The sequence below is a fragment of the Neorhizobium sp. R1-B genome (assembly GCF_004368875.1).
Taxonomy (GTDB): Bacteria; Pseudomonadota; Alphaproteobacteria; order Rhizobiales; family Rhizobiaceae; genus Neorhizobium; species Neorhizobium huautlense.
In genome coordinates, this window is the sequence record NZ_SOEM01000003.1 from 293013 (window position 1) to 318032 (window position 25020).

Annotated in this window: 21 protein-coding genes and 1 pseudogene; 5 read left to right on the forward strand and 17 right to left on the reverse strand. The window is 61.0% G+C overall.

Annotated features, from left to right (window positions below; all coding sequences use genetic code 11):
• Positions 1–6 precede the first annotated feature (6 nt).
• The 5 genes from EDE05_RS06400 to EDE05_RS06420 form a co-directional block, all read right to left on the reverse strand.
• On the reverse strand, positions 7–1704 hold the full coding sequence (locus EDE05_RS06400; protein ID WP_134100590.1) for an ABC transporter ATP-binding protein: 1698 nt from the start codon (positions 1702–1704) through the stop codon (positions 7–9).
• Positions 1705–1714: 10 nt separating this feature from the next.
• Positions 1715–2905, reverse strand: a complete 1191-nt coding sequence (locus EDE05_RS06405) for an ABC transporter permease (RefSeq protein WP_105374361.1) — start codon at positions 2903–2905, stop codon at positions 1715–1717.
• A gap of 10 nt (positions 2906–2915) precedes the next feature.
• On the reverse strand, positions 2916–3902 hold the full coding sequence (locus EDE05_RS06410) for an ABC transporter permease (protein ID WP_105374362.1): 987 nt from the start codon (positions 3900–3902) through the stop codon (positions 2916–2918).
• A gap of 143 nt (positions 3903–4045) precedes the next feature.
• Positions 4046–6154 carry an alpha-amylase family protein gene (locus tag EDE05_RS06415; RefSeq protein ID WP_105374372.1) on the reverse strand — a complete coding sequence of 703 codons (2109 nt, stop codon included), beginning with the start codon at positions 6152–6154 and terminating at the stop codon, positions 4046–4048.
• 137 nt (positions 6155–6291) lie between these two features.
• Entirely contained in the window at positions 6292–8217 is a 1926-nt protein-coding gene (locus EDE05_RS06420) for an ABC transporter substrate-binding protein (protein ID WP_105374363.1), read from the reverse strand.
• A gap of 166 nt (positions 8218–8383) precedes the next feature.
• Here EDE05_RS06420 and EDE05_RS06425 point away from each other — a divergent pair, with 166 nt between their 5' ends.
• On the forward strand, positions 8384–9424 hold the full coding sequence (locus EDE05_RS06425; protein ID WP_134100593.1) for a LacI family DNA-binding transcriptional regulator: 1041 nt from the start codon (positions 8384–8386) through the stop codon (positions 9422–9424).
• 32 nt (positions 9425–9456) lie between these two features.
• Positions 9457–9630: pseudogene (locus tag EDE05_RS27160) on the forward strand (outer membrane beta-barrel protein); the annotation flags it as partial.
• Positions 9631–9878: 248 nt separating this feature from the next.
• On the opposite strand, the gene EDE05_RS06435 reads toward EDE05_RS27160, so the two are convergent.
• From EDE05_RS06435 to EDE05_RS06445, 3 genes are read right to left on the reverse strand one after another with little or no spacing between them, the layout of a single operon-like run.
• On the reverse strand, positions 9879–10583 hold the full coding sequence (locus EDE05_RS06435; RefSeq protein ID WP_105374365.1) for a glutathione S-transferase N-terminal domain-containing protein: 705 nt from the start codon (positions 10581–10583) through the stop codon (positions 9879–9881).
• A gap of 36 nt (positions 10584–10619) precedes the next feature.
• The gene (locus EDE05_RS06440; protein ID WP_105374366.1) at positions 10620–12728 is read right to left on the reverse strand and encodes a molybdopterin cofactor-binding domain-containing protein; all 2109 of its coding nucleotides are present in this window, start codon (positions 12726–12728) and stop codon (positions 10620–10622) included.
• A complete protein-coding gene (locus EDE05_RS06445) occupies positions 12728–13207 on the reverse strand; it encodes a (2Fe-2S)-binding protein (protein WP_105374367.1) in 480 nt (159 codons plus the stop codon). The genes EDE05_RS06440 and EDE05_RS06445 overlap by 1 nt, the downstream gene beginning before the upstream one ends.
• Positions 13208–13729: 522 nt before the next feature.
• Between EDE05_RS06445 and EDE05_RS06450 the strand changes: the two genes are divergently transcribed.
• Both EDE05_RS06450 and EDE05_RS06455 read left to right on the forward strand, forming a co-directional pair.
• Positions 13730–14617, forward strand: a complete 888-nt coding sequence (locus EDE05_RS06450) for a 3-keto-5-aminohexanoate cleavage protein (protein ID WP_105374373.1) — start codon at positions 13730–13732, stop codon at positions 14615–14617.
• 50 nt (positions 14618–14667) lie between these two features.
• Positions 14668–15579, forward strand: coding sequence for a hypothetical protein (locus EDE05_RS06455; protein ID WP_105374368.1), 912 nt, complete (start codon positions 14668–14670; stop codon positions 15577–15579).
• A gap of 61 nt (positions 15580–15640) precedes the next feature.
• On the opposite strand, the gene EDE05_RS06460 is transcribed toward EDE05_RS06455, so the two are convergent.
• The 8 genes from EDE05_RS06460 to EDE05_RS06495 all read right to left on the reverse strand — a co-directional run bounded on the left by EDE05_RS06460 (position 15641) and on the right by EDE05_RS06495 (position 23083).
• Positions 15641–16618, reverse strand: a complete 978-nt coding sequence (locus EDE05_RS06460; RefSeq protein ID WP_105372927.1) for a tripartite tricarboxylate transporter substrate binding protein — start codon at positions 16616–16618, stop codon at positions 15641–15643.
• Between the two features lie 111 nt (positions 16619–16729).
• Entirely contained in the window at positions 16730–17353 is a 624-nt protein-coding gene (locus EDE05_RS06465; RefSeq protein ID WP_105372928.1) for a nuclear transport factor 2 family protein, read from the reverse strand.
• Between the two features lie 57 nt (positions 17354–17410).
• Entirely contained in the window at positions 17411–18916 is a 1506-nt protein-coding gene (locus tag EDE05_RS06470; protein ID WP_105372929.1) for a tripartite tricarboxylate transporter permease, read from the reverse strand.
• Positions 18917–18932: 16 nt separating this feature from the next.
• Complete coding sequence (locus EDE05_RS06475; protein ID WP_157949057.1) at positions 18933–19385, reverse strand: tripartite tricarboxylate transporter TctB family protein; 453 nt, start codon at positions 19383–19385, stop codon at positions 18933–18935.
• A 115-nt stretch (positions 19386–19500) separates the two neighbouring features.
• On the reverse strand, positions 19501–20262 hold the full coding sequence (locus tag EDE05_RS06480) for an SDR family oxidoreductase (RefSeq protein WP_245422922.1): 762 nt from the start codon (positions 20260–20262) through the stop codon (positions 19501–19503).
• A gap of 39 nt (positions 20263–20301) precedes the next feature.
• Positions 20302–21075: an aldolase/citrate lyase family protein gene (locus EDE05_RS06485; protein ID WP_245422923.1), complete on the reverse strand. Its 774-nt coding sequence runs from the start codon at positions 21073–21075 to the stop codon at positions 20302–20304.
• A 16-nt stretch (positions 21076–21091) separates the two neighbouring features.
• Positions 21092–22114: an NAD(P)H-quinone oxidoreductase gene (locus EDE05_RS06490; RefSeq protein ID WP_105372932.1), complete on the reverse strand. Its 1023-nt coding sequence runs from the start codon at positions 22112–22114 to the stop codon at positions 21092–21094.
• A 21-nt stretch (positions 22115–22135) separates the two neighbouring features.
• Positions 22136–23083, reverse strand: a complete 948-nt coding sequence (locus EDE05_RS06495; protein WP_105372933.1) for a DUF6282 family protein — start codon at positions 23081–23083, stop codon at positions 22136–22138.
• A 119-nt stretch (positions 23084–23202) separates the two neighbouring features.
• Here EDE05_RS06495 and EDE05_RS06500 point away from each other — a divergent pair, with 119 nt between their 5' ends.
• The gene (locus tag EDE05_RS06500; RefSeq protein ID WP_105372934.1) at positions 23203–24021 is read left to right on the forward strand and encodes a helix-turn-helix domain-containing protein; all 819 of its coding nucleotides are present in this window, start codon (positions 23203–23205) and stop codon (positions 24019–24021) included.
• A 43-nt stretch (positions 24022–24064) separates the two neighbouring features.
• Here the strand turns inward: EDE05_RS06500 and EDE05_RS06505 are convergent, their stop codons facing one another.
• Entirely contained in the window at positions 24065–24961 is an 897-nt protein-coding gene (locus EDE05_RS06505) for an alpha/beta hydrolase (protein ID WP_105372935.1), read from the reverse strand.
• Between the last annotated feature and the right edge of the window lie 59 nt (positions 24962–25020).

Below are 25020 nucleotides of genomic sequence, written 5' to 3' on the forward strand. Positions count from 1 at the left end.
ATATCCTCAGGCAGGCGTGGCGGCAACGAAGCGCTGGCGGTGCATCATGCGCTTGTCGCGGGGATCGGGATTGGGAACGGCGGAGATGAGGCTGCGGGTATAGGCCTCCCGCGGCGCGGTGCAGATCTGCTCGGCATCGCCGATCTCGACGATCCGGCCGCGATGCATGACGGCGACGCGGTCGCAGAAATAGCGCACCACGGAAATGTCGTGGGAGATGAACAGGAAGCTCAGATCCAGCCGTTTGCGCAGGTCGAGCAGCAGGTCGAGGATCTGGCTGCGGATCGAGACGTCGAGCGCAGAGGTCGCCTCGTCGGCGATGATGATGCGCGGATCGAGCGCCAGCGCCCGGGCGATGCCGATGCGTTGGCGCTGGCCACCGGAAAAGGCGTGGGGGTAACGTTCCATGGCTTGCGGATCGAGCCCGACCAGCCGCATCAGCTCGGCAACCCGCTCCTCCAGCGCCCGGCCCCTGGCGAGACCGTTGACAACAAGCGGATCGCCGATCACCTCCTTGACCGTCATGCGCGGATTGAGCGAGGCAAAGGGATCCTGGAAGACGAGGCGGACATCCCGGTGGAAGCGCCGCAGCTCCTTCCTGCCAAGCCGCGTCACATCGGTCTCCACGCCCTGTCCATCCCGATAGAGCACGCTTCCCGAGCTGGGCTCGACCGTGCGCAGGATCAGCCGGCCGAGCGTGGTCTTGCCGGAACCGCTTTCGCCGACAATGCCGAGATTTTCGCCGGGATAGAGATCGAAGCTGGCATCGTCGACAGCCTTGATGGCATTAGGGCCGTTGGAGCCGAAAGTCTTGCTAAGATTGCGCACGGACAGCACCGGTTCCGGCCCGGAGGTCACCGCCGGCGGCCGGGCTTCTGCGTGGCGCGTGAGCTTCACCGTCGACGCGAGCAACTGGGAGGTATAGGGATGCACCGGCTGATGGTAGATCTGATCGACCGGACCCTGCTCGACGAGGCGGCCGAAACGCATCACGGCAACTTTCTCCGCCACTTCCGCCACCACGCCCATGTCGTGGGTGATGAGCAGCATGGCCATGCCGCGGCTGACCTGCAGCCGCTTGATGAGGTCGAGGATCTCCGCCTGCGTGGTGACATCGAGCGCGGTCGTCGGCTCGTCGGCGATCAGGATATCGGGATTGCCCGCCAGCGCCATCGCGATCATCGCCCGCTGCCGCATGCCGCCGGAATATTCGAAGGTGTAGCGGTCTGCCATCTTTTCGGGAGCCGCGATTTCGACCTGCCGGAGCAGTTCGATCATGCGTTCGCGCGCGGCTTTCGCGTCCAATGCCGAATGCAGGCGGATCGCCTCGATGATCTGCGAGCCGATGGTGTGGACCGGCGACAGCGAACTCATCGGTTCCTGGAAGATCAGCCCGATGCGCCGGCCGCGGATGGCGCGCATGGCCGTGCTGTCGGGAGACAGGGCGGCGATGTCGGTGACGACGCCCTCCGTGGTCAGCAGGATGCGCCCGCCCGTTATGCGGCCGGGGCGATCGACGATCTGCAGCAGCGAGCGGGCCGTCACGCTCTTGCCCGACCCGCTCTCGCCGACCAGGCACAGCGTCTGGCCCTGTTTCAGCTCGAAGCTCACCTTCTCCACCGCATGGAGGATATGGGTGCGCAGGCGGAAATCGATCGAGAGGTCTTCGACCGAAAGAACGGTGTCATCTGTGGGGGCAACCATACCGTGCTCCTCAGTTGTCATAGGGATCGGCCGCGTCGCGCAGGCCGTCGCCGAAGAAGTTGAAGGAGAGGACGGCGACGACCACCGCAAGCGACGGCCAGATCAGCAGCCAGGGCGCGGTCGCGACCGTGCGGATGTTCTGGGCGTCCTGCAACAGCACCCCCCAACTGACCACCGGCGGCTTCAGCCCGATACCCAGGAAGGAGAGCGAGGTCTCCGCCACGATCATGGTCGGCACCGCAAGCGTCACGACGGCAAGGATGTGGCTCGTCAGCGAGGGCAGGATGTGGCGGAAGATCAGTCGCGTCTCGCTCGACCCGTCGAGCCGGGCCGCGGTGACGAAATCCTCGCTGCGGAGAGCCAGGAAGCGGCCCCGCACCTCGCGCGCCAGGCTAGTCCAGCCGAGCAGCGAGACGATGATGGTGATGACGAAATAGACCGTGAGCGGCGACCATGTCAGCGGGATGGCTGCCGCCAGTCCGAGCCACAAGGGGATCGTCGGCATGGCGCTCACCACCTCGATGACGCGCTGGATCAGCATGTCGACCCAACCGCCGTAGAAGCCGGAAATCGCCCCAAACACGACGCCAAGCACCAGGGAGACCCCGACCCCGACAAGGCCGATCGACATCGACACCCGGGTGCCATGGACAAGGCGGGAGAACACATCGCGTCCGAGCCGGTCGGTGCCCAGCAGATACATCGGATCGGCCGGATTGAGCGGCCCGATCAGATGGCGGTCCATGGGGATGAGGCCGAACAGGTGGTAGGCCGGACCCTTCACGAAGAAGCCGATCGGAACGACCTTCGTCTCGTCGACGACGAAGGTGCGCCTGAGCGCCACCTTGTCGATCTCCACGCGATAGCCCTTTACATGCGGCCGGAAGTCGCTGCTGCCGTCGGGATTGGTAACGAAGAGGCTGATCGCCTGGGGCGGCGCATAGGTATATTGCGGCTTCGACGTGGTCGGAAGGAAGGGCGCCAGGAATTCGGCGAACAGGCCGACCAGATAGAGGATCAGGATGACCGCGCCCGCGATCATCGCCACCTTCTGGCGCAAGAGCTTGCGACCGATCAGCCGCCAGGGACCGATGGTTGCCGTGGAGACCGTCCCCCCCTGCTTCAGCGGACTGATCGAGGGGCCGTCGGCGACCACAAGGGGCCGGTCGATGCGAGGCCCCAGATTTTCTTGCAGCGTCATGGTCGCCTCCTCAATTGAACCGGATGCGCGGGTCGAGGATCGCCAGCAGCAGATCCGACAGCAGCATGCCGACGAGGGTAAGCGCGCTCAAAAGCAGGATGAAGCTGCCGGCGAGATACATGTCCTGGGAGACGAGCGCGCGAAACAGCAACGGCCCGGCGGTCGGCAGGTTCAGGACGATGGCGGTGATCGTCACTCCCGATACGAGATGGGGCAGGACCCAGCCGATGGCCGAGACGAAGGGATTGAGGGCGATCCGCACCGGATATTTGAGGATCACCTTGTATTCCGGCAGTCCCTTGGCGCGGGCGGTCACCACATAGGGCTTGTGCAACTCGTCTGTCAGGTTAGCCCTCAGTATCCGGATCAGCGCTGCCGTTCCCGACGCTCCGATAATGATAATCGGTATCCAGAGATGGGCGAGCAGGTCCCAGAGCTTGGCGAGGCTCCAGGGGGCCTCCGCATACTCGGGCGAGAAGAAGCCGCCGACGCTCTGGCCGAGATAGCGATAGGCGACATACATCAGCGTCAGCGCCAGGATGAAATTCGGCACCGCAAGGCCGATGAAGCCGAGGAAGGTGAAGACGTGGTCGCCGATCGAATGGCGGCGAACGGCCGAATAGATGCCGATCGGCAAGGCCACGATCCAGACGAACAGCAGGCTCAGGAGCGAGATCACCAGGGTGGAACCCATGCGCGCCCAGATCAGGCCGGAGACGGGCTGGTTCCATTCGAAGGACCAGCCGAAATCGCCGCGGCTCAGGATGCCCCAGATCCATTTGACATATTGGATATAGAAGGGATCGTCGAAGCCGTAGATCTGCTTCAGCCGCTCGATTTCGTCCGGATCGACCGCCTGTCCGCTGTCACTCATGGTCGCGATCATCGAGCTCAGATAGTCGCCGGGCGGCAGCTGGATGATCAGAAACGAGATCAGCGACATGCCGAACAGGGTCGGTATCATGTAGACAAGGCGCTTGAAGATGTAGCCAAGCATCAATTCATTCTCCTCCACTCGAACACCTGCGGACCTCACCGCCGGCGCTCCTCCGCTCCCGGTCAAGGCACCATCGGGGAAATCCCGGGAGGTTCCTGACCTCGGGGCCCTCCAGCCCCGAAGCGCTTCGTTTGCCTGTCGCCTCAGGCCCAGGCAAGGTGCAAGACCTCCAGCCGCTCGATCCCCGGCACCACGACGACGGCGCGGCCGTTTTCGATCCGGACCTCGGCGGCGCGATCGGCAACGACAAGCCAGGCCCGCCCCAGCGATTTGCCCTGGGGAATGTCCACCGAAACGGTCTGCGCCGCCAAGGGCAAGTTTTCCCGGATCGGTCCCTTCATCATCATGGGATTGGTGAGGTTGAACAGGCTGAGCGCGAGGCCTTGCTCGTTCTCCCGTAGCGCAAGGTCGATCACGCCGGGCCCTTCCACCGTGACGCGGGAGGTTTTTCCGAGCGCCCAGCGCACGGCATTGGCGATCAGGCGCCCATGATCGATGGCAAAGACTTCCCAGAAGATCTCGCCGATATTCCAGGGGATGTAGACCGTGCGGCCGCCCTTGCCGGTCTCGCGAGCAATCACGGCGGCACCTTCAGGCGCCTTGCGCGGATAGACTTCCTCCATCGGCAGGTCGGGGAAATCGGGCACATAGAGGAAGGGCGTGTCCGCCCCATCAGTGGGTTCGACATGGATGAGCCGCGTGCCCCCCATGATGCGGGCCGCGCCCTCATAGCCCTGGTTGACGGGATGTTCGCCCGATAGCGCCACATAGGTGTTCTTGACGATGCCGCGCGGCCCGGACTGGTAGCGGGCGGCGAGAACATCCGAGAGGCCGAATTCCGTTCGCAACTTGCCGAACTCGTCGCGCAGGGAGGTCTCGTAGGCGGCGACGACGCTGCCGCCGCGCGCCACATAATCGCGGATCGCCTTGACCTGGGCGTCCGACAGGCAGGCAGCATTGGCAAGCACGATCACCTTGAAGCGGTCGAGCTCGCTCGCCGTCAGCACCTGATCCGACAAAAGCTCGAAGGGCAGCCGGGCCTCGACCAGCGCGTGATAGAAGCCGAGATCGTGCTTTTCGGCATTGTGCCTGTCTTCCGGCGCCCAGTGGCGCAGGGTGGTGGACGGATCGATGACGGCGATTTCGGCCGTCGGGGCCATGTCGGCCAGGACAGGCTCGATCGCCGCCTGCAAGCCGAAGGCGGCCGCCACGGGCTCCACCCAGCGCTCGTCCGGCACGACGCCGTTGAACTTGGTGAACCAGGCGCTGAGGCCATGGGCGGTGCCGTTGTTGATCCACAGCTGGATCTCCTCGGCTGAGGTTACGGCATCCTTCCACCGATAGGCTTCTTCCGGGCCGATCGAGGTGATGAGGATAACGGGCCGATCCGGGAAGGTGGCGCGGATACGCTTGCCGTTGCGCCCGGCCGACCAGCCGACCTCCAGCCCCTTGCGACCCTGGTGATCGACGACGAGAAAGGGGCAGTGTTTGGTGATGACGGACAGGTCGAACTCCATCAGCGAAGCGCCGCTCATATTGGGAATGAAGCTTGCATGCGGGCGGATCGCCTTCACCGCATCGTCCCATTGGGCGATGACTTCGGTGAGCACGCGCCGGCGCCATTGCAGCCAGGCCTGCCAGGCTGGATCGTCCGCATCGGCGATCTTCGGCAGGTCGTAGCCGCTCATGTCGCGGAAGCGGCGGGCGCTGTCCTCGCTATAGTCGACGCCGTGGCCCTGCCAGCGATTGGCAAAGATCGCGTCGATATCGTAGTCGCGGACGATTTCCTTCACCACATCGGGCATGAAAACCGAATTGTAGTCGCCATAGGCATTAGTGACCCAGACATCCGGATAGGCCCAGTGGCGCCGCGGCGCGCCGTCGGCATCGATCATCACCCATTCCGGATGGGCCTTGGCGGCGTCGTCATGGATGGCATGGGGATCGACGCGGGCCATGACATGCATGTCGAGCCGGCGCGCGGCATCGACCAGGGCGCCGAAGATATCGCGGTCGCCCAGATGGCGGCTGACATAGTGGTAGGGCACCTTGCTGGGATAGTAAGCGACATAGCCGCCGGCGCTGAGGCACAGCGCATTGGACCTGGTCCGCTTGAACACCTCGATCCAGAAGGCCGGATCGTAGCGGTCCGGATCGTCCTCGACAAAGGTCAACTGGGTCCAGCGGGTCGCGGTCCGGTACCACTCCAGCGTTCTCAGCGTGCCGGCAGTTTCTCTTACGGATTCAAGCATCGTCGTCATCCATTCCCAGAGCATTTCCGCTCTATCCGTTTGTCGTCCGCGCAGTTCGGCTGAAACTGCTTCAGGCAAGGCTTTCCCGTTCGCCGGCCCTTGCGGGCCGGCGTTCGGCATGGTTCGGTGCGGCCGGATCAGACCTTGTAGAATTGCTCCGGCATGGTCGGCGCGGGTGTCGGCCAGCCAAAGGAGTTCGGCATCACGCGGGTGATGTTCCTCATGTTGTTCTTGACGATGCCGTAGCCGTCGGGCGGCAGCGAAACGCCGAACACATAGAAGTTGTCCGCAGCCATCTGCAGGATCTGCTTCATGATCTCGTTGCGCGCAGCCGGGTCGGAGGTGGCCTTGAGCGAATCGTAGAGCTCAAGCTGTCTCTTCGTTTCCGGCGGCGGCTCTTCTGCATTGGCGTTGTTGCGGTCGAGATACCAGAGCTGCCAGGCTGGCGCATACATCGCGTTGGAATCCGTCGGCACGAAGTAGCGCGGGTCGAGCACGGCCGCGACGCCGCCATTGGCGCCGAACTGGTGGGCGGTGGCATCGAAATCGCGTCCCTGCCGCACCCGGGTCTCCCATAGCGACCGGTCCATGGAGCGCATCTGCGCGTCGATGCCGACAGCCTGGAACATCGGAATGACCAACTGGAACAGATCGAGGAACACCGCGCGCGCCTGGTCGATCTCGAAGATGACGGTGACGCGGCGGCCCTCATCGTCGAGACGGAAGCCCTGGGCATCGCGCTTCGGGATGATCTCGTCGAGCAGGGCATTGGCCTGGGCCTCGTCATAGGCGGTAAACTGCTTGGCCAGTTGCTCGTTGTAGAGCGGATCACCCTCCTTGATGGAAGGCTGCGCGGGCGCGCCCTGGCCAACCAGAACGACGTCGATCAGCGCCTGTCGATCCAGCGCGGTGGAGAGGGCCGCGCGGAACCGCTTGTCGCGGAAGAGCTTGCGCTTGGTCGCATCGTTATGGTTCAGGTTGAAGATGAAGTTCATCACGTTGGCCTCGGTGGAGGTCAGCGTGTAGAAGTCGTAATCGCCCTGCTGGCGCGCATCATAAAGCACCGCCTTGTTGTTCGGCGTGGCGATATACTGGTCCATCATGTCGATTTCGCCCTGCATCGCCTTCAAGAGCAGGACCTGCGGGTCGGCGACCATCTGGTAGACGATACGGTCCATATAGGGCAGCTGATTGCCCTCGGTATCCACCTTCCAGTAATAGGGATTGCGCTCCGCCACGACCCGCTCGGTGTTTTCGCCGGGCGCGATGGTGAACGCCCAGGCATTCAGGGTCGGCTTCTTCGACGAATTCAGGAAGAAGGTATTGTCTTCCTGGAAACCCGAGGCCGACTGGAACGAGGCAATCCAGCTGTCGAAACCGCGCTGCTTGGCAAGCTCGTCGGCCTTCGGATTGTAGTCGATGTGGAACTGCTCGAGATAATGCTTCGGGCAGCGGGTGGTGTGATCCCAGTTGGACCAGGCCACCTGCAGCGGGAACATACCGTTAGGTTTCTCGAAGATCACCTTGAAGGTCTGTTCGTCCACCACTTCGAGCTTGGCCGGCTTGCCGGCCGTCTTCCAGTGGCCTTGGCTGGTGACGGCGACGCGCTTGTCGGTCAGCACGGTGTCATACCAGAACTTCACGTCGGCGGTGGTATAGGGGTGGCCGTCGGACCACTTCATGCCCTTGCGCAGGCGGATGGTGTAGACGGTCGCGTCGTCGTTGGCATCGAAGGCTTCGGCGATATTGAGCGTCACCCCCGACCAGTCGGGCGTATAACGCAAAAGCGGCTCATAGGCCTGGTAGCGGAACAGCATCGACAGCGACCCACCCCCGACTAGCGCCATCTTCCAGTCGCCGCCATATTTGCCGATGTCTTCGACCGGCTTGATCACCAGGGGGTTTTCCGGCAGCCGCTCCGCGACGGCAGGCAGCACCCCGCTCGCGACCTTTTCCTTCAGGATATCCGCTTCCTTATAGGATGCAGCAACCGCAGGCAGCGCGGGCAATACGAGAACGGCCGAACTGCCGGCCAGAAAGGTACGACGTTTCATCTTGATCATGAGTGTCTCCTCCACACATCCACCCCCTTTGTTCCTCCCCAGGGCTTGGATAACGAGAGGTTTGCAATATAATATCGTTAGGTAAAGTGTTATGTCATATTGCGCTTCATGTTTGTGTTTTGCGGCGCAACAGTGTAGCTGACAAAGCGGGGACAGAGGGCACGGGATGAAGAGCAGGGACAAGGTCAGCCTGGAGACGATCGCACGAGAGGTCGGGCTTTCCAAATACGCGGTGTCGCGCTCGCTTTCGGGCAAGAGCGGCGTCAGCGAGGAGACCCGCGAGCGTATTCGGGAAACTGCCCAGCGGCTCGGCTATATCAGGCCCGTCAACAAGGACGAGCTTCGCGAGATCGCCGTGGTGTTCCACGACCACGACCCCGTCAACAGTGAACTCTACATACAGATCCAGAACGGCGTGCAGGCCCAGGCCCACCGCATCGGCATGGGGCTCAGGATCCGCTGGACCCATGGCGCCGGGCAGCTCGAGGATCTCGCCAAGACCTGCGCGGGGCTTCTGCTGGTCGGCCCTCATGACAGCGCCGCGGTCGCCGCCGTGACCGCAAGCGGCATTCCGGTGGTGCGCCTCGGCTGGATTGATCCGCTCGAGGATGCCGACCAGGTCTCCGGCACCGACCACGAAGCGGGACAGGCCGTGATGGAATATCTTCTGCGGCTCGGCCATCGCAACATCGCCTATGTCTACGGCGTGCCGGGCTATCGCGGCCGGCGGGAACGCTTCTATGGCGCGCGCGAGGTGGCCGAACGCAATGACGACGTCGCGCTGCATGTGCTGCAATTCGAGGAGCATGGCGGATTTGCGGAAGCCTTTGCCGAGCTCAAGGAGAGCGGCGTACAGCCCACCGCCTTCTTCTGCGCCCATGACGGCCTGGCGCTGACGGTGGTATCGGAACTGCTGGGTCAGGGCTATCGCATTCCCGACGACGTGTCGGTCGTGGGGTTCGGCGATTTCTCGCCGGCGACGCAGATCTCGCCGCCGCTCACCACCGTGCGCATGGAAGGCCAGGAATGCGGCGCTGTCGGGCTGCAACTCTTGATGGAGCGCATCGAACATCCCCGCCAGCGAGGAAATCCGGCAAGACGGATCTACGTCGCTTCACGCATCATCGAACGTCGTTCTACCGGGCCGTGCCGTGCCGCCGTCAAAGTCGAGGGCCGGCCAAAGACATCTTCAAGTCATGGCGGGTGAGCGTACTTGGCTTCGGCACTGAAGAGGGAATGTTTAGCGGTTACACCGTTGGCGCTGGTGCCGATTACGCGTTTACGGGCAACATCTTCGCTCGCGTGGAGTATCGTTACAGCGACTTCGGCTGCAAGACGTTCGATTTCGGTCCTGGGACCATCGATGCGGACCTTAATCAGCACGCTGTTAAAGTCGGCTTGGGTGTGAAGTTCCAATACTCAGGCTTTGCGATAATCGCTGATGTTCTTCACCAGGCTCTGCGTTCGCGACTGGCAATGCGTCCGGAAGATCAAGGGCCGATCACCTGCGGCCTCTTCGCCTACTAAGCCTCTGTGGCTGCTGTCGCCTTGTTGAGGGTTTTGCCTCACCAGCGCGGTGAAGGTGTATTGGTCAATGGACACTCCCATCTTTTCCCCGCTCCCCGCGTAGGTTCGGATGACGCTCCTATAGCAGCCGGCCTTCAGCGCTGCGACTTGAGACGATACGCCTCGAAATGCGGGTTCTTCTCCCGCTCCAGCACGGCGCGCACGGCAGCTCTTTCGAGCATCTGGTCTTTGTGCCGATTAAAATGCGCCAGCGTCTCCATCGGTAGGCCGTTGCTCGTTCCCCAGCCATAGAAGACGAGCGCATAGGGATCGACGACCGTATAGCGGTCACCCATGATCCATTCCTGGTCGCCAATCATCCGGTCGATTTCGACGACGCACTCCCAATATTTTGCAGTCGCCTTCTCCCGGATATCGCCGTGAACCTCTTCCCTGTCTGCGAAATGGTAGGGACGATATTTTGCTTTCTGAAACATGTGGGGGGTGTTTGAGAACCAGGCCATCTGCGCGATGCAACGCGCCTGGTCGAGGAGGCGGGTCGGAAGAAGAGCGGTCTCGGGATTACTAAGAGCGATGTAGGTCAGGATCGCGGTGTTTTCGGTCAGGACCTCGCCGTCCGGGGTCACGAGGGCGGGAACCTTGCCCCTGGGATTAATGGAAAGGTAGTCCTCCGACAGATGCTGTTGTTTCCCAAGCAGCGTCTCGACCGGGCGAAACGGCCTGCCGGTCTCCTCCAGGGCAATATGGGAGGCAAGTGAACAGGCGCCGGGGCTGTAGAAGAGAACCGTTTCTCCCTTCAATCCCGCAAGTCCGCCCGAAATCGACGCAATATTTTCCATGTCCCCGATCCTCTGTATAATGTTCGTGTCAGGCACTCAGGCCTGCAAAGCAGCAGCCATGATGCGCTCGCGTGTCATCGGCATGTGGTGGATGCACATGCCCAAAGCGTGTGCCACGGCATTGCCGATGGCCGCGGCGGCAGGTCCGCCAGCGCATTCTCCTATCCCGAGTGCTTCGTGCTGGCTCGCCTCGATCAGTTCAACCCGGATTTCGGGGATGTCCTTGAATCGGATGACTGGGTAGCTTTGCCAATCGAGCGTGGAAATGCCCTGGGCGTCAAAGCGGACTTCTTCCATCAAGGCCCAGCTGATGGCCTGGACGATATTGCCCTCGATCTGATTTTCGGCGCCGTCCGGATTGATGACGAGACCCGCATCCACGGCGCACCAGACATCGGTGACGCGCACTGCTTCTTCCACCTCGACCGCTGCGACGACTGCGGCATAGGCTGAGGAGTTCTTGTAGCGAGCGATCCCTACCCCCAGGCCGACCCCCGCGCCGCCGGTACCACGAGATGACCAACCTGCCATTGCCGCGACCCGTTCAAGCACCGCTCGGGCGCGCGGGTCTGAAAGGGCCGAAAGGCGGTAGGTGATAGGATCTTCGCCCACGCGAGCCGCAAGCTCATCCATAACAGCTTCGATCGCAAAGACATTCAGAGTGGCGCCAAGCCCGCGTAGGGAAGATGTGCGCACTGGCACGTCGTGGATCAGGTGAAAGCTGATCCGCTTGCCGGAGACGTCATAGAGGGGAATTGCGTTGCGAACAGCGCCGCCGCCTCGCTCAAGTGGAATATCGAACGGCTTCCGTTCAGGAGGCGGCTCATTCATCGCCTCAGCGGCAAGCAGGTACGCCCCGCCGACACCCGGGCGTTGGCCGTGGGTGGCGCTCCACACCTCGGTCGTCCAATCATCGGGACGCCCATTGACATCGAGATTCACATGGACGGCGACAGTCATGGCGGAGGAAAGCGGTTCGTAACCGAACTCCTCCTGGCGCCGCCACATCAGTCGGATCGGCTGATCAGGAAGCACCCGTGCCACAAGAGCAGCATCCAAAGCGGCATCATCAGCGCCATTGTGCCCGTAGCACCCAGCGCCCTGAACGTGGTGGCACGCCACGCTTTCCAAAGGAAGGCCGAGCGTCTTGGCAATGTTCTCCCGCAATGGATGCATGCCCTGGCCATGAGACCAGACGGTCAACGTGCCGTGCTGGTAAAGTGCCAATGCGCATGACGGTGCGAGAGACCCATGAGATAGAAAGGAGCGCGTGAAGCTGAGCGATACCCGATCGTGAACCGCATCTTGAGGCGGATCGCCCATCATCAGGTCCGTCGAGGGCTGCGCCGCCACCCATTCGGCCGTTGCAGCTTCGGGAGAAAGCATCCGCGCATTGTCCCACACCGCATATGTCGCAGCAGCGTCGGCCGCAGCGCGGACGACAGTCTCGCTGGCACCGACGAAGGCCACGAAACTGTCGATACGTATGATACTGATATCGCCACCCGCCCTGCGCTTGATGGCGGCCTCGTCGAGCGTAACCAGCCTTGCGCCGCGACCCGGCTGACGCAGGGTACGCGCATGAAGCATGCCCGGCAGGGTCATGTCATGAATGAATCCGGATCCGGTGAGTTTTTCCGGAAGATCGAGTCGTGGAATGGAGGCTCCGACGATGCGATACTGGTCCGCCGATTTTGGCAAGAACCTGCCGCTCACTTCCACGGAAAGATCGAGATCGTCGGCGATTGCCCAGTAATCGAGCCCACTCGCAACACCATTCTTGAAGAAGGCCCCCTCGACGATTGTCAACTCGTCTGGCGATGCGTTCAGGCGCAACCCTGCATGCATGCGCGCGAGCGCGCGAACCTCGGCTGCGACGAGGCGGATTGCTGACCCTGAATGTTCGATTGACCAGCTGGAGGCGGTATAACCCTCCCCCGGCCCCTGAAGGCTGTTGCCGGACATTATGCTGATCTGATCAACCCTCAGATCCAGCTCTTCTGCAGCGATCTGACTAAGTGCCGTCAGTACCCCCTGCCCGAGTTCGACCTTCCCAGTGCCGATCCGGACCGTGCGGTCGTCCAGGAAGCGAAGCCAAAGGTCGAGACGCGGGTTTTCCTTGAGGCTATGTGAAAGCGCAGCCATCAGACCACCTCCCCTCGCATTGCGGCCGCAGCCCTCAGTACCGCGCGCAGGATCCTGGGATGCGAACCACAGCGACAGAGGTTTGCATCAAGTGCCGCAGCGACCTCGGCCCGCGTCGGATTGGGATTGCGATCCAGAAAAGCCTTCGACGCAATCAGGATTCCGGAGAGGCAATATCCGCATTGCCCTGCCTGCTCATCGAGAAACGCTTGCTGAAGCGGATGCAACTTTCCATCAGAGGCCAGGCCCTCAACGGTGGTGATGCGTTTACCGACAAACGTGCCGACCTCACGACTGCAGGAATATGTCGCCTCTCCATCCACCAGGACCATACAGGCCCCGCATTGCTCGAGGCCGCAGCCATAGCGGCTGCCCTTCAGCCCCAGATGATTGCGCAGCACATCGAGCAGAGGCATGTCGGAGGGAACATCCACACAGTGATCTCGTCCATTTATGTTCAAAGTAAATTGCCCGCTCATGCCACCCTGCCTCGTTCTTGTCTCAATGGAGGACCTTTTGCTGGTGCGCTGCCAGCGCCATAGACCGACGCCCCGTCGTGCGCCAAAGAGGGAATACCGGCGACCGCAATCTCGGTGCGAGCAGGCTCGGCGACCTGTCGTGTCATCTGAAGATCAGGTTTCGTTAGCGCTTTCCGTTGCCACTCCTCGCATGCAGCTTGAGCCCGTCTGTCACACCTATCCTGCCCTCCCGTTTCTTTGAACCCGACACTCACGGCGTTTCGCCGCTCGAAACGGCACGCTCAACTTGCCAATCAGATCGTCTCACGCGACCCGCTAGCGCCAGGGACAATGGCCGCCGCCGCTTCGGCAGGACCGGTGAGAGCAGCCGCGTCGCCGGTCATCTTCTGTCTGCGGATGGATGCGGAGACAGCATTTCTGTCCGCGGAACGCTTCCGGAATTGCTTTGCCCTCGGCTGGCGCAGATGCGAGCGAGGAGACCGTCACCATCATAGCACCGCCTTTGGAAGCACGGAGAAAAGCTTGGCCTATCCTACGATCATCAGTTGCGCCGTCACGGGTAATATCACCAGCGTCGAATCGACCCCCTATCTGCCGGTCACGCCTGAGCAGATCGCTAATTCCTGCCTCGAAGCGGTCAGGGCCGGCGCGGCGATCGTGCATATTCACGTCCGGCATCCTGACGGGCGTCCAAGCATGGAACTGCAACACTATCGCGAAGTCGTGGATCGCCTTCGCGCGGCCGATGAGGATGTCATCATCAATCTTACCACCGGACCTGGAGGAAGGTACGTGCCTGGCGAAAAGGATCCGAGCATTGCCGGGCCCGGAACCACGCTGCTGCCGCCCGAGCGACGCGTCGAGCATATCGCGACACTCCGGCCGGAAATCTGCAGCCTCGATTTCAATACGATGTATTCCGGCACGTCAGTGGTGATCAACACGCCGCGCAACCTCGCCATCATGGCCGACATCATTCGCGAAGCAGGCGTCCTTCCCGAACTGGAAGTTTTCGATACCGGTGATATTCAACTCGCCAACCAGTTCATCGAAGAAGGCCGTCTCGACTCGCCCGCCCTCTTCCAGATCGTGCTCGGCGTCCGTTATGGCGCAATCGCTACACCGGAAACCCTTGCCTATATGAAATCGCTATTGCCCGCCGGCTCCCACTGGGCCGCGTTCGGCATTGGCCGATGGGAGTTTCCCATGTTGGCGCAGGCCTGGCTGCTGGGCGGGCATGTGCGCGTCGGGCTGGAGGACAACATCTACCTTGAAAAGGGCGTGCTGGCCAAAAGCAATGCGGAGCTCGTCCAGAAAGCCGTACGCATCCTGAAGGAACTGGGTGGCTCGATCGCCACGCCTGGAGATGCGCGCGAGATCCTGAGGCTGAAGAAACAGTTGCCCAAGTGAGCGAGGCCGTTGATGCCTGCCGACCAATTCCAAACCGAAGCGGAGGAACCATGTACGACCAGAGTGACCCCAGAGCCAGCCTGATCCAAGCTGCGACGCCAAAGAAGAACCATGTGCACCAGAGCTATTTCGGCTCGCAGCTCAGCCTCTATTACGCGACCGAACCGCAGGTTTCGGACCAGAACGGCAAGACTTGGATCAGCCGTGGCGAGAATTTTGTCATCGCTTACAGTGACGCGCAGCAGAACGGCGTCTTTCCACGCAGCGCCCAACCCGACGAATACGCCCTGATCATCCCTGACCGGGACACCAGCGTCGAAATCACGACAAAGGAGGGCGTCACTATTGTTCCGGGCTACTCCGTCGCCTTTGTGCCGCCAGGTGAAAGCAGCATCCGCATGCTGAGCTCAGGCAACATTGTCCGGCTCTTCACGCCGAAATCGGATGACCTGGCCAGTGCGGCTTCCAATGCGGACGCCTTCAAAGGAGAGCATCCCAACGTTCCACCCTTCGAAGCATGGCCGGAGCCAAAAGACGGACTAAAGCTCAGGTGGTACACGTTGGATGTTCCCGAGGATACATCACGGTTCGGCAGGATTTATCGCTGCACAACCTTCATGATCAACTACCTCACGCCGCGTGTTGGACCCCGGGCACGCGACCAGGTCTCGCCGCATCATCATGACGATTTTGAACAATGCTCGCTGGCGCTGAGCGGTGCGTTCACGCACCATCTGCGTTGGCCGTGGACAACGAACATGAACATCTGGCGGGAAGATGAGCATCTCTACTGCGAGTCACCGTCAGCCTGCGTTATCCCACCCCCATCGATCCACACCACCACAGCAGAATCGGGCGGCGTGAACCAGCTCGTCGACATTTTTGCACCGCCGCGCATGGATTTTTCACTTAAGCCCGGCTGGGTCCTCAACGAGGGTGACTACCCGATGCCAGGAGCCTGACCCGAGAAGCCCCGGATTTCTCCGGGGCTTCTTGTCATCCAGCTTTGGATGTTGATCAGAATCAGGTCGGCTGCACGAGACCAGCGTCTACAAGTGGCCGGATGGATTCGATTTCTTTGTCGATTGCGGCTCGCATTTCGTCCGGAGTATTGGCAATCGGAGTGAGGCCAAGCGATTTCAGCTTTTCCTGTGTCGCCGGCATGTCCGTCCATTCCTTGATAGCGCCATGGAGCGCGTCGACGATTTCGGCAGGCATGCCCTTCGGACCGACGGCACCGAACCACAAAGTCTGGTTGTAATCCTTGAACCCTTGTTCAGCGACCGTGGGCACATCCGGCATCTCACTGGCACGCTTGAGAGATGTCACAGCAAGCCCGCGAATCTTGGCGTCACGGATATGCGGCAGATAGTTCGAGGGGGCATCGAGAGCGAAATGGATATGGCCGCCAAGCAGATCCGTCAGCAGCGGCGGTGACCCCTTATAGGGGATGTGGTTGATTTCGACCCCTGCCATCTGCCCTATGATCGCCGCTGCGATATGTCCCTTCGTACCGGCGCCGGGATTGCCGATATTTACTTTGCCGGGGTTCGCCTTGGCGTAAGCAACGAGCTCCTGAAGCGACTTCGCTGGGGCAGAAGCACTCGCAGTCAGTAGCGCGGGGCTCTCGGCGACGATCGAAATCGGAGTGAAATCCACCTGAGGATCGTAAGCAAGGTTCTTCTGCACGACCTTGTTTGCCGCGATCGGCGCGCTGCCGCTTACCATGATCGTGTAACCGTCAGGCGCCGCGCGAGCGAGCTTGCCGCCGGCTAACGCCCCCGCCGCGCCGGCGTAGTTCTCCACGACGAACTGCTGGCCGAACTTGGCGGTCAAGGCATCCGCCACTAGGCGGGTGATGATGTCACTCGTGCCACCTGGGGGGTACGCCGATATTACCACACCGGATTTACTCGGCCACTTGCTCGCTGACCATGCGGTTCCGCTTGCGGCCAACAAGGATGCAGTGCCGCTGAGCACCATGAATTCGCGTCTCTTCATTGTTCTTCCTCCCACTCTTGAGTGTTAAACTAAAACAACCCGGTCACCTTTCGAACATCTGGCTTCCGTTGTTTCGCTCTATGGAATGGCCCAGACAACCAGGAACCCTTCCTACTCGCCCCCGGCCAACCAAACCTCCTCACTTGCGTGGAAGGCCGCAAGTTCATCCGGCCGGTCGTCGCCAAGCAGGTCGGGATTGACCTTCACTCCCCTTACAGTCTGGATATAGGTGAGGAACTTGTAGGAGGGCCGCATCATGTTGAGCTGCCTCCAGTCGATCGGAAGCGTTTCGGACGGGTTAACCGGCTTCATCACGTCGCGCTCGAAGAAAACGTGGAAGGACAGGAGTTTCCACACACCGCCCTCCCTGATTACGCGGGAGAAGAAGCGGCAGAACACATGAAAATCTACCTCAACATCCCCAAGCCGCGCGCGATTGAAGATCATCGCCGGGCTTTCCACCGTCGCCCGGTCTTCCGCTATTTGGGCAAAGGCCGGAAATACCCAGTGCTTGCTGTTGCCGGTATCACCCATCCATTTCCGCGTCGCCTCCACATAGACATCACCGCCATGGCCGTCATACCAACTCGTGCGGACATAGGCGTCGCGATGAAAACATTCGGCCATCACGTCGAAACGGCGCTGGTCGCGTGCAAAGCGCTCGCGCCTGACAAGGTCAAAGATTTCCTCCCGGTCGAGATGTGCACGCAAGCGAGCGTCGAGGTCTTGTGGCATAGCGTTTCCTGATGTGTTGAATGCCGATCGTGCGAAGGTGCAGGAAGCCGACGACTTTTAGTCTGCCTCCTGCAGCCCTTCCTCGCGTACTTTGCGAAAACGTGGAGATATGATCGATAGAAGCAGCAACGCTGCAACAATGAGGGTCCCAAGGCTGAGCGGACTGGTGAAGAAGACGCTGGCGTCGCCATGCGAGATCAGCAGCGCCCGGCGCAGATATTCCTCGGCCATCGGACCGAGGATCATCGCGAGGATGAGCGGCGCGGGTTCTGCGCCGACCTTCCTGAAGAAATATCCCAGCACCCCGAACAGGGCCATCATGTAAACGTCAAACACGCTGTTGTTGATGCTGTAGACGCCGATCGCCACGAAGACACAAATCATCGGGAACAGGTAGTGATACGGCACCGAAATCAGTTTGGCCCACAAGCCGACGAGCGGGAGATTCAAGAACAGCAACATCAGGTTGCCAAGCCACATGGACACCACGAGGCCCCAGAAGAGTGCCGGTTGCTGTGTCAAGATTTCCGGTCCTGGCTGCACACCCTGCACCACCAAGGCCCCGATCATCAGCGCCATGGTTGCCGTGCCGGGCAGACCGAGCGTCAGCATCGGGATGAAACATGTCTGAGCCGCCGCGTTGTTGGCCGCTTCGGGTGCAGCCACACCTTCGATCGCTCCCTTGCCGAACTCGTCGGGACGACGCGAAACCTTCTTTTCCAGCGCGTAGGCCGAGAAGGACGCAAGGAGAACCCCCGCTCCGGGCAGGACGCCGAGCAGGACGCCAATCCCAGTACCGCGAAGCACCGGCGCTATGATGCGTTTCCAGTCCTCGCGGGTCGGGAAGAGACTGCTGACGGTCGCGACGCTGGCCGGCCGGCTGCGTTCGTCCTCGAGATTAGCAAGGACATCGCCTAGGCCGAAGATGCCCGTCGCGACCACCACGAAGTTCAACCCGTCGAGCAGGTTCGGTGTGCCGAAGGTAAAACGCGCAGCGCCCGAATTAACGTCTGTTCCGATCATCCCCAGCATGACGCCGAACAGGGCCATACCCAAAGCAGTGAGCATCGACCCGCTGGCCAGCACCATCGACGTGATCAACCCAAGCACGATCAAGGAGAAATATTCCGCCGGGCCGAAAGTCAGAGCAAAACTGGCAAGCAACGGCGCCGAGACCACGATGAAAAGCGTGCCCACAGTGCCGGCGAAGAAGCTGCCGATCGCCGCTGCTGCAAGAGCACGGCCCGCCTTGCCCTGTTTGGCCATTGCATGGCCATCAAGCGTGGTTACGACCGAGGAAGCCTCGCCCGGAAGGTTCATCAGGATCGCGGTTGTCGACCCGCCATATTGCGATCCATAGAAAATGCCGGCCAGCATGATCAGTGCAGTATCGACGGGAAGTCCGAAAGTGAAGGGCAGAAGCATGGAGATTGTCGCGACCGGCCCCAGTCCGGGCAACACGCCGACAGTCGTGCCGAGCAAAACCCCAAGGAAGCAATAGAGAAAATTACTAAACGTCGTGGCAGTCGAGAAGCCCAGCAGAAGTCCGTTGAAGATATCCATGTTGGAACCACAAGTCCTATTCGTGTAGCCAGGTGCCGAGCACCGGAATCGGCAACCCGATCAGTTCGATGAAGAGCACGGTACACAGTCCGGTGAAGGCCAGCGCTCCGACTGCCGACTTCAACTCAATGTGAAACTTGACGCTCGTCACGGCGCATAGGACGAGGAGCAGCAGCACGGCTGGCAGGAAGCCAAGCGGCTCGATCGCTAAACCGAAGACAACGATCGCTGCAGGCACCATGATTAGCGCCTTCCAGTTGATCGCAGACAAGACTTCAACTGATCCGGAAACCGACCGGACAAGAACGCCGATACCGGTCGCGACAAGAAGGCCTGATACGATGACGGGAAAAAAGCCTGGCCCCATGCGGCCTGCCGTGCCGAATGGATACTGGACTGCAATCCCCAGCACGACACAGCCGGTCACTGCAAAAAAAAGCCCTAATATACTATCTCGACTGATCTTCATCGGCATCCTCCCCAGAAGACTCGGAGTTTGAGAGCAGTACAGGACCGGGCGCCGGTGGCAACGTAATCTCCTCGGCGTTTCGCCTGACGGCCCTGGCACTGGCTCGAAACGCTCCTTATAGATGCCGGCCTTCATCCACCGGCACAATGATCCCGGTGGAACTCGTCAGGTTAACGATACAGGCAATCACCGCGCGCGCCACGTCGTCGGGTGTCGTCACCCGCCCCAGCGGCAGTTTTTCTGCGACCTTTTCGAGCTGCTCGCGGCTGCGGTTGGGCACGAAATCGGTGTCGACACCTGCAGGCGATACCGAAAACACCCTCACTTTCGGCGCCAGCACCTTGGCAAGCGCAATCGTCAGTGAATCAAGCCCACCCTTTGCCGCAAGATAGGCGAGGCTGCTTCCGATCCCCGTGCGCGCAGCAATCGAGGAAAGATTAACGATGGAAGCGTTGTCGCCCTGTTCCAGCAGCGGCCGAAACGCACGGATCACTGCGAATGGGCCGCGGAGGTTAAGCATAACCGTGCGGTCGAATATGTCGTCTGTAAGACCCTCTAGGTCAGCGGCGGGAACCGGCGTCGTCGCACCACCGCAGTTGACGAGCGTATCGATCTTCCCAAATCGGTCGCCTACGGCAGCAGCAGCGTCGGCGATTGATGCGGGATCATCGATCGAGATGCGCATGGCGATGTGGCCCGTTCCTTTGAGGCTGCCTACCACGTCGTTGGCGGCATCCGCCCGGCTGTTGTAGCCGACGACGACGGTTGAACCCAGCTCCGCCAGGCGGGCTGCTGTAGCCTTGCCGATACCGCTGCTTCCTCCTGTGACAACGGCCACTTCGGGTACCGTGGCCATGGGGATATCGATTGCAGTCACATCTCTCTCCGATCGAATGCTCATTTGTTAAACGCTGAATCAGTCTGAGAAGTCTTTGATCGTCTTGGCCGCGGCGGAGCGGATGAAGCCATGATCGCTTGAGAGCAACAAGGCGCTTGCCCCGAGACCTTTCGCAAATTCAAAATCGTCTCTGGTCGTCGGCAACATCAAGAGCGGAACGCCGGCCTCTCGGGCTGCGGCAGCGACTTTCCTGCTGATCTCCGCAACCTTGCTGCCGGCATCCGGATCGTTCCCGAACGAAGCGGTGAGATCGCCCCGACCGATGAATAGCGCATCCACTCCATCGACTCGGGCGATTGCTTCCGCGTGCTCGATCGCATCCTGATCTTCGATCATGACGATGCAGGCAACCTGCCTGTCCTGCGCCTTCATGTGCTGCGCGCCGGCGACACTGCCCCAGGTGCTGGCGCGCGTCAGGCCGGCAAAGCCCCGAGTGCCCCCCGCATAACGGCAGCTTTGGGCAACAGCCTCAGCTTTTTCGACCGAATTGACATGCGGAACCATGATTCCCATGGCTCCGCAGTCCAGCGCCGAAAGGATGGTCGCGGCACTGAATTCGGCAATGCGGACCAGAGGCGCGATGTTGGATGCGCGGGCCGCAAGGATCATCAGATCGGTGATGCCGCGATCCAGCGGCGCGTGCTCCTGGTCGATGACGACGAAATCGTAGCCAAGCGGCCCGAGCATTTCGACCACCTGGGTCGTCGGCAGCTTCAGGAAGGTTCCCAGCATCCGCTCACGGGCAAGAAGACGCTCACGGAACATGGTGAAGCTCGGTCGTTGATCGGTCATCTTTGTCTCTCGCTTTCTAGAATGGCTGCATTGGTCCGGGCACAGTGGTCGCAATCGCCGGATCGAGGACCAGCACGACTTTGCCGATCTGCCGGTTCTCGTCGAGAATGGCGTGAGCGTCCTCCACCTGATGAAACTGTACAGCCTGGTGAATGTGCGTCTTGATGCGCCCATCCTCAATCAGCGGCCAGACCTGCGCGACAAGCTCGCGCGCCAGCCGACCTTTGTAATCCGCTGTTCGAGGCCTCAGGGTTGAGCCCGCGATAGTCAGGCGGCGGCGAACCAGCGACCTTACATTGACCTCTGCCGTTTCGCCCTCGTGGCTTGCAATGAAGACCAGGCGCCCATCCATCTTGAGCAGGTCAAGCTGCCGCTGAGTCTTCGGACCTGCCTGTCCATCCAGGATGACGTCGACGCCCGCGCCGCCGGTATGTTTGCGAATTTCGTCGTCCCAGGCTCCCCTGTAGTCGACTGCTACTTTTGCACCGACAGACAGACAGACGTCGCGCTTCTCCGGGCTGCCTGCCGTTGCAAAAACTGTCGCTTGCCGCAAATGCCGAGCGATCTGGATTCCGGCCATCCCGACGCCGCTTGCACCTCCCTGGATCAGTAGCGTTTCTCCATCGGCAAGATGCGCCAGCCAGATCAGGTTGTTCCAGGCGGTGAAGAATACCTCCGGAAGCGAAGCACCTTCAATAAAGTTGAGCCCACGCGGAATTGGCATGCATTGGACCGCCGGCGCCAAGCAATATTGCGCATATCCCCCGCCATTGACCAATGCGCAGACTGGAGCCCCGACCCTCAGCGTCTTCACGCCCGCACCAACCTCTTCGACGAAGCCCGCAGCATCGAGACCAGGGATATCGGACGCGCCTGGCGGTGGCGGATAAAGCCCGCGCCGCTGTTGGACATCCGGCCGATTGACGCCTGCCGCGACCACCCGGATCAGCACCTCGCCGGGACCGGGACGGGGCCGTTGCCGTTCGACAATCCGGAGAACCTCCGGACCACCCGGCCTTTCGATCTCAACAACTTTCACCGGCTCGTATCCGCTGTCGTGTCAATCGGACAGGCCGACCAGACGCGCAGGATTGTCGGCCACCATGGTCCGCACCTCGACCTCAGTGAAACCGAGTGCGAGGCAGAGCTTGATGGCCTGCCTCATGCCTTCGACAGGCGTCGGATTGTCCACCTGCCCGAGGTCGGAGCCGATCGAGGAGCGAGCGACGCCGGCAGCCAAGATGTGCTCCTTTAGCTCCTGCGGGCTGTATACGTTGAAGCGGCTGTCGACATACATGCCGGCGGACTGTTCGACCAGTGCGCCCATAGCTGCCAGGTCGCGGATATCGTCATAGGTGAAGTGCAGGCCGTACATCGGGTGATTTATGAGCAGGCGCTTGACTCCTCGCTTCTTCGCCTCCTCAAACAGTCGCCAGATCTCCCAGACATGCAAATGACCGGACGACAGAATGGCATCAAATTCGGCGATCATGTCGAGGATCTGCTTCACCTCGTCCAGGATGTTGCCGTAGCCATCGACCACGCTCAGTGCCGGCGAGCTCCTCAATTCCACGTTTGAAGCCAGCCGAACCTTCCGGTGGGCGCTTCTGATATGATTGGCAGCCTGCGCCGTCGGCATCCAGATGAGCTTTGCGCCCATCTTCAACTGAGCGTCCACGACGAATGGGTTGAAGCCCCCTGTCGAATTGTTGAGCACGAGGCCGCTATACATGGCAAGGCCTCGATCCCCGAGAACTCGCTCCATCAGGGGAATGAAGGGCGCTACGGAGTAATGGTGGTCCTTGAACAGCAGGCCGCGCATTCCGGCTGCCGCCGCTTCTTCGGCCGCTTGCAAGTGATCTAGCTGCCGCGGCATTGTCGAAGGACCCGAATGCACGTGGAGATCCAGTGCGCCGCGTAAGAGGCTGGCCGCCAGCGCCTCGTCAACGCCCGCTATCAGCTTGCGCACTTCCTCGCGATTGCGTTTCGAATCATCTGCTGTCGCCATGAAACCCTCCTCTGCGTATCTAAGGAAGCCTTAAAGCTTGACTTGGTTCACCGACAACCTATCGTCGTCAGCGTTTCGCGAGCCGAAATATACCCGCAGGATGTCTGGGAGGAGGACCCATGACCATTCGAGCCATCGAGCGCGCAATGAACGTGCTCCAGGAATTGAATCAGCAGCCGATCAACACGATCGCGCAGCTCCATGCCCGCACGAAACTGCCCAAGCCGACCCTTGTACGCATCCTTCGAACACTCGAGGAGGCCGGCTATGTCGAGAACGACACGCGTCAGGGTGGTTATCAGGTGAGCGCTCTGGTTACATCGCTGAGCTCCGGCTTCCACAAGGGGCCGCTGGTCGTGGAGGCTGGCCGAGCCTGGGCGATCGCAATCACTCGCAAGCACAAGTGGCCGGTCGCCATCGCCTTGCCTGACTATGACGGAATGATCATCCGCTTCAGCACGGTTCCAGACAGCCTTGTTTCGCCGTTCCACAGCACGGTGAACAAGCGCCTGTGCATGCTCACGCGCGGGTTGGGCCTTGCTTATCTAGCCTTTCTCGATTCTGAAGATCGCGACGTCATGATCGATATTTTGCAGAAGTCGGAGAACCCGGAGAATGCACTAAGCCATCATCGCGATGAACTTCTGCGCGTGCTCAGGCAAGTGCGGAAGAACGGTTATGCGACCCGTTCCTCGACTGTCGAACCACGAAACTCCGATACAATCGCCGTTCCGATCATCGCCAAGGATGGAAGAGTTCTCGCGAGCCTCGGCCTCACCTATTTCAAGTCCGCATTTGATTCGAACCAGGAGCCCCGTGAGCGCTATGTTCCTGTTCTCAGATCGGCAGCAACTGCCATTTCGGAGGACTTGGCCCGGTTGTCGAACAGCATGGCCATCGAAGTGAGTTCGTCGGGCGAGGCCGAAGCACTAGGATGAGCACCGACCGGGATGCCGTGATACGGTCGCGGCGCGGTAGGCGTTAATCCCTGAGGCGGGTTGCGCTTCTCTCTCGTGTTTGCTTGATGAACCCCGTCATGAAGGCTGCTGCCGGCTCGGGGTGAGTTTCGAGGAGAAAGTGTCCGCCGTCGAGGATGTGCGCTTCCATGCGTGGAAGGTCCTGTATCCAGGAGAGCGTTTCGGCGATGTCGAAAAAGGCGTCATGGCGGCCCCAGATCATCAGCGCCGGCGGCTGCCACTGCTTGAGATACGCGCCGATCGCATCGAAGCGGGCGACGTATTTGCCGTAGTCCGCAAGCAGGGTGCGCTGCATCTCCATGCGGCCGGGCAGGTTCAGCACCCTCCAATCCTCGACCCAGGGCTCGCCCTTGATTTTGGCGACGACCTCTGCCGGCACGTCGCGCGTATACTGGTCGCGCGTGCCTTCATAGGTGAGAAACGTGGTCGCCCTGGCCTTGTTTTCCGGGGTTGGATCGGACCAGTACGCGAATGTCGCCTCCCATTGCGGCGCAAATCCGCTCCGGTGCGCATTGGCGTTCTGAATGATGAGGCCTTCCACCAGCTCAGGCGATTGCATGGCGATCGACAATCCGACAGGCGCACCCCAATCATGCAGGTAGATGAAACGCTGCCCCACCGCGAGATGGCGCAACAGCTCGCCGATGGCGTCGCTGAGCGCTGCAAACGACGGCGCGGGAAGCGGATCGGATTCCCCGTATCCGGGCAGATCGGGCGCGATCACATGGGCGGCGCGCGACAGCGGAAGGATCACGTCACGGAACGTGGCCGATGAGCTTGCATAACCGTGCAGCAGCAATAGTCCGGGGTAGGAGGGATCGCCCGCCGTGACGTAGGCGAGCTCGCCTCCCCCGGATAGACCCAATCGGCGCCGGGCAATTTTGTCAGACTGGGTTTGCATGATTCGCTCCTGAGTTTGCCGTTGTCGTTGAAACCTGATAATTTGATTTATACGGTTAC

Coding starts and splice junctions, on each gene's coding strand:
- EDE05_RS06485 (WP_245422923.1), bottom strand. CDS start 21,075: ATGACCGATCAACGACCGAGCTTCACCATGTTCCGTGAGCGTCTTCTT.
- EDE05_RS06415 (WP_105374372.1), bottom strand. CDS start 6,154: ATGCTTGAATCCGTAAGAGAAACTGCCGGCACGCTGAGAACGCTGGAG.
- EDE05_RS06435 (WP_105374365.1), bottom strand. CDS start 10,583: ATGGAAAATATTGCGTCGATTTCGGGCGGACTTGCGGGATTGAAGGGA.
- EDE05_RS06465 (WP_105372928.1), bottom strand. CDS start 17,353: ATGCCACAAGACCTCGACGCTCGCTTGCGTGCACATCTCGACCGGGAG.
- EDE05_RS06425 (WP_134100593.1), top strand. CDS start 8,384: ATGAAGAGCAGGGACAAGGTCAGCCTGGAGACGATCGCACGAGAGGTC.
- EDE05_RS06410 (WP_105374362.1), bottom strand. CDS start 3,902: ATGCTTGGCTACATCTTCAAGCGCCTTGTCTACATGATACCGACCCTG.
- EDE05_RS06420 (WP_105374363.1), bottom strand. CDS start 8,217: ATGATCAAGATGAAACGTCGTACCTTTCTGGCCGGCAGTTCGGCCGTT.
- EDE05_RS06470 (WP_105372929.1), bottom strand. CDS start 18,916: ATGGATATCTTCAACGGACTTCTGCTGGGCTTCTCGACTGCCACGACG.
- EDE05_RS06460 (WP_105372927.1), bottom strand. CDS start 16,618: ATGAAGAGACGCGAATTCATGGTGCTCAGCGGCACTGCATCCTTGTTG.
- EDE05_RS06445 (WP_105374367.1), bottom strand. CDS start 13,207: ATGAGCGGGCAATTTACTTTGAACATAAATGGACGAGATCACTGTGTG.
- EDE05_RS06505 (WP_105372935.1), bottom strand. CDS start 24,961: ATGCAAACCCAGTCTGACAAAATTGCCCGGCGCCGATTGGGTCTATCC.
- EDE05_RS06495 (WP_105372933.1), bottom strand. CDS start 23,083: ATGGCGACAGCAGATGATTCGAAACGCAATCGCGAGGAAGTGCGCAAG.
- EDE05_RS06405 (WP_105374361.1), bottom strand. CDS start 2,905: ATGACGCTGCAAGAAAATCTGGGGCCTCGCATCGACCGGCCCCTTGTG.
- EDE05_RS06400 (WP_134100590.1), bottom strand. CDS start 1,704: ATGGTTGCCCCCACAGATGACACCGTTCTTTCGGTCGAAGACCTCTCG.
- EDE05_RS06500 (WP_105372934.1), top strand. CDS start 23,203: ATGACCATTCGAGCCATCGAGCGCGCAATGAACGTGCTCCAGGAATTG.
- EDE05_RS06475 (WP_157949057.1), bottom strand. CDS start 19,385: ATGAAGATCAGTCGAGATAGTATATTAGGGCTTTTTTTTGCAGTGACC.
- EDE05_RS06455 (WP_105374368.1), top strand. CDS start 14,668: ATGTACGACCAGAGTGACCCCAGAGCCAGCCTGATCCAAGCTGCGACG.
- EDE05_RS06440 (WP_105374366.1), bottom strand. CDS start 12,728: ATGGCTGCGCTTTCACATAGCCTCAAGGAAAACCCGCGTCTCGACCTT.